Here is a 3,214-nt window from a genome sequence, read left to right as displayed (position 1 = left end):
CGCGGCGCCTGCTCGCCCGCCGCGGGCTCGCCGCCGCGCATCCAGCCGGCCAGCGAGGACAGCCAGACGCGCAGGCCGGCCGCCAGGCACCACCAGACCGAGTAGCCGGCCAGGAAATAGCTGGCGTCGGCCAGCCAGGCACCGATGCGACCGCCCCAGTTCTTGACTTCGCCACCGGTGCCCGAGGTCGACCAGGCGGCGTCCGAGGGCGTGAAGCTCAGCATCGAGAGCAGCCAGAACAGGAGCACCACGAAACCGGCGATCAACGTGATCTCGTGCGCGAAACGCATCGCGCGCAGGCGCACCGGCAGCGGTTCGCCCGACGAGGAGTTTTGAAGAGTATTGAGCGAATAGGTCATGAAAGGCACGCGGTGCAGCCCGCGGGGGCGGGCTGGAGATCCGGCAAAACTACAACGAAAACGCCCACGGCCGCGTTGTCAGGCCCGACGACGTCGTGGCCGGCCCGCGACGCCGCCGACCAGCCTGTCAGGTGAGCGATGAGAGTCGTTCCTTGACGATCATCGAGCCATCGGTCTGGGTCTGGACGAAACCACGCTCCTCGAGATCCTTCATGACGCGGCTGACCATCTCGCGCGATGCGCCGACCATCTTGGCCAGGTCCTGGCGCGAGATCTTGTCGCGCACCTTGAGATTGCCCTCGCCATCGTCGACCGCGAATTCGAGCAGCGAACGGGCGACACGGCCGTAGACGTCCATCAGCGCCAGCGACTCGATCTTGCGATCGGCATGGCGCAGGCGCGACACCAGGCCCCGCATGATGTTGTAGGACATCGAGGAATTCTCGGGCAGGCAGCGCGCGAAGGCCTCCCGGTCGAGCATCAGCACGTCGGTCTGGATCTCGGTGCGCACGGTGGCCGAATGCGGCTCGTCGTCGATCATGCTCATCTCGCCGACGTAGTCGCCCGGCTGCAGGGTCGCGAGGATGACCTCCCGCCCGCGGCTGTCGGTACTCATGACGCGGGCCCGCCCGGTCAGGATGATGTAGAGCGCATCCGACTTCTTGCCCTGCTCAACCACCACCTCGGCACGCTTGAAACGCTTCTTGACGATCGCATCGGCGATGCTCGCGGACTGAGCAGGTGTCAGCGTGGCGAACAACGGCACGCGACGGAGCAATTCAAGATTGGACAGCATCGACATTCATCAATCCCCGATTTGGCGCGATTGCATCATCGATGGATTCATACAATCGCCCCCATTGAAAGGAGCCGCCATCCGGGCTTGAACCGAACGGTGATACTCCATATCTATCAAACACCCTGAAAATGTACACGCTGCCGCAGCGTCAATCCTAGGTTTTCTACTCATGTCATCTCATCAGCACGCTAAGGTTCTCATTCTCGGCTCCGGCCCGGCCGGTTATTCCGCCGCAGTCTACGCGGCCCGCGCCAATCTCGAACCCATGCTGATCACCGGCATGGCCCAGGGCGGGCAGCTCATGACCACGACCGATGTCGACAACTGGCCGGCCGATGTCCACGGCGTGCAAGGGCCCGACCTGATGCAGCGCTTCCTGGAGCATGCCGAGCGCTTCAAGACCCAGATCGTCTTCGACCATATCAACAAGGTCGACTTCAGCCAGCGCCCTTTCACCCTGACCGGTGACAGCGGCACCTACACCTGCGATGCGCTGATCATCGCCACCGGTGCCTCGGCGAAGTACCTGGGGCTCGAATCCGAGCAGCACTTCTTGGGCCGCGGCGTCTCGGGCTGCGCCACCTGCGACGGCTTCTTCTACCGCGAGCAGGAAGTCTGCGTCATCGGCGGCGGCAACACCGCGGTCGAGGAAGCGCTGTACCTGTCGAACATCGCCAGCAAGGTCACGCTGGTGCATCGGCGCGACAAGTTCCGTGCCGAGCCGATCCTGATCGACAAGCTGCACGCCAAGGTCGCCGAAGGCAAGATCGAGCTCAAGGTCCACAACACGTTGGACCAGGTGCTGGGCGACGATTCGGGCGTGACCGGCATCCGGCTCAAGAACACCAAGACCGGCGCCACCGAGGACCTGCAGCTCAAGGGTTGCTTCATCGCCATTGGGCACCACCCGAACACCGACATCTTCCAGGGCCAGCTCGAGATGAAGGACGGCTACATCCTGACCCGCGCGGGCCTGCAGGGATTCGCGACCATGACCAGCGTGCCGGGCGTGTTCGCCGCCGGCGACGTCCAGGACCACGTGTATCGCCAGGCGATCACCAGCGCCGGAACCGGCTGCATGGCCGCGCTGGACGCCCAGCGCTTTTTGGAACAATAGCTCGCCCCCAGGTTGCCCGGCACTTCGTGTCCGGGCGCCCACCCCCTACCGGGGGCAACACCAGAGGCCCGGCAAAGCCGGTTCCTCGGTGTTTCACCAACAGGGCTTGGCTGCGCCGGCCCTTCCCGGGGCTTTTGGCATATAATTCAAGGCTTTGCCGAAATTGACGTTCGCGTCGGTCGGCGACATCGGGGTACCGCCACCCGTTTCTGGCGAGGTCAAGCTGCAAACCACCCACGCAACCCTGCTGCGTTGCTTTGGTGCCAGCTGTTCAAGAAAGAGTGTCCACATGGCACGCGTTTGCGAAGTCACGGGCAAAGGCCCGATGGTCGGAAACAATGTTTCCCACGCCAACAACAAAACCAAGCGCCGGTTCCTGCCGAACCTGCAATACCGTCGTTTCTGGGTCGAAACGGAAAACCGCTGGGTTCGCCTGCGGGTTTCGAGCGCTGCCCTGCGCCTGATCGACAAGAACGGCATCGACGCCGTGCTCGCAGACCTGCGCGCACGCGGCCAAGCCTAAGGAGCTGAATCATGGCAACGAGCAAAGGCGGACGCGAAAAGATCAAGCTGGAATCCACCGCGGGTACCGGCCATTTCTACACCACCAGCAAGAACAAGAAGACGATGCCTGAAAAGATGTCGATCATGAAGTTCGACCCCAAGGCGCGTAAACACGTCGAGTACAAGGAAATCAAGCTGAAGTAATTCAGCGTCGTCCAATAAAAAAACCCGCTGCGATCCAGCGGGTTTTTTGTTGCCTAATACTAAATTGCGTTCAAAGATATAGAAGTTATCCATTCGAACCCAGTCATTGACTGGGTTTTCGTTGGATTGGATTCGAGGGCGACGAGCCCGTGGGTCAGGGCGCTTTCGACGGCGTCCAGATTGGCGAAGACGTGGTTGGCGAAGCAGTCCTCGCGCAACGACTCCCACAGG

General features: G+C 62.3%; 5 protein-coding genes. 3 read left to right on the top strand and 2 right to left on the bottom strand.

Annotation, left to right across the window (positions count from 1 at the left end; translation table 11 throughout):
* Together AC1DY5_RS48775 and AC1DY5_RS48770 are read right to left on the bottom strand one after the other, a co-directional pair.
* Positions 1-359 (bottom strand): DNA translocase FtsK 4TM domain-containing protein (locus AC1DY5_RS48775; RefSeq protein ID WP_478121524.1); only part of this gene is annotated, 359 nt, incomplete at its 3' end.
* A gap of 127 nt (positions 360-486) precedes the next feature.
* Positions 487-1,161, bottom strand: coding sequence for a Crp/Fnr family transcriptional regulator (locus AC1DY5_RS48770; protein ID WP_478121523.1), 675 nt, complete (start codon positions 1,159-1,161; stop codon positions 487-489).
* Between the two features lie 166 nt (positions 1,162-1,327).
* Here AC1DY5_RS48770 and trxB point away from each other — a divergent pair, with 166 nt between their 5' ends.
* The 3 genes from trxB (at position 1,328) to rpmG (ending at position 2,983) form a co-directional block, all read left to right on the top strand.
* Positions 1,328-2,275, top strand: a complete 948-nt coding sequence (gene trxB, locus AC1DY5_RS48765; RefSeq protein ID WP_478121522.1) for a thioredoxin-disulfide reductase — start codon at positions 1,328-1,330, stop codon at positions 2,273-2,275.
* Positions 2,276-2,564: 289 nt separating this feature from the next.
* Positions 2,565-2,798, top strand: a complete 234-nt coding sequence (gene rpmB / locus AC1DY5_RS48760; RefSeq protein WP_028251282.1) for a 50S ribosomal protein L28 — start codon at positions 2,565-2,567, stop codon at positions 2,796-2,798.
* An 11-nt stretch (positions 2,799-2,809) separates the two neighbouring features.
* Positions 2,810-2,983 carry a 50S ribosomal protein L33 gene (rpmG, locus tag AC1DY5_RS48755; RefSeq protein WP_007830291.1) on the top strand — a complete coding sequence of 58 codons (174 nt, stop codon included), beginning with the start codon at positions 2,810-2,812 and terminating at the stop codon, positions 2,981-2,983.
* Positions 2,984-3,214 lie beyond the last annotated feature (231 nt).

The organism is Variovorax sp. P4_D9, from assembly GCF_056401695.1.
The sequence above is the reverse complement of the archived record's forward strand: the minus strand, read 5'-3'. Positions and strand labels throughout refer to the sequence as shown.

What these genes read in the sequence shown, in the direction of transcription:
- AC1DY5_RS48770 (WP_478121523.1), bottom strand. Translation starts at nt 1,161, where the DNA reads ATGTCGATGCTGTCCAATCTTGAATTGCTCCGTCGCGTGCCGTTGTTC.
- trxB (WP_478121522.1), top strand. Translation starts at nt 1,328, where the DNA reads ATGTCATCTCATCAGCACGCTAAGGTTCTCATTCTCGGCTCCGGCCCG.
- rpmB (WP_028251282.1), top strand. Translation starts at nt 2,565, where the DNA reads ATGGCACGCGTTTGCGAAGTCACGGGCAAAGGCCCGATGGTCGGAAAC.
- rpmG (WP_007830291.1), top strand. Translation starts at nt 2,810, where the DNA reads ATGGCAACGAGCAAAGGCGGACGCGAAAAGATCAAGCTGGAATCCACC.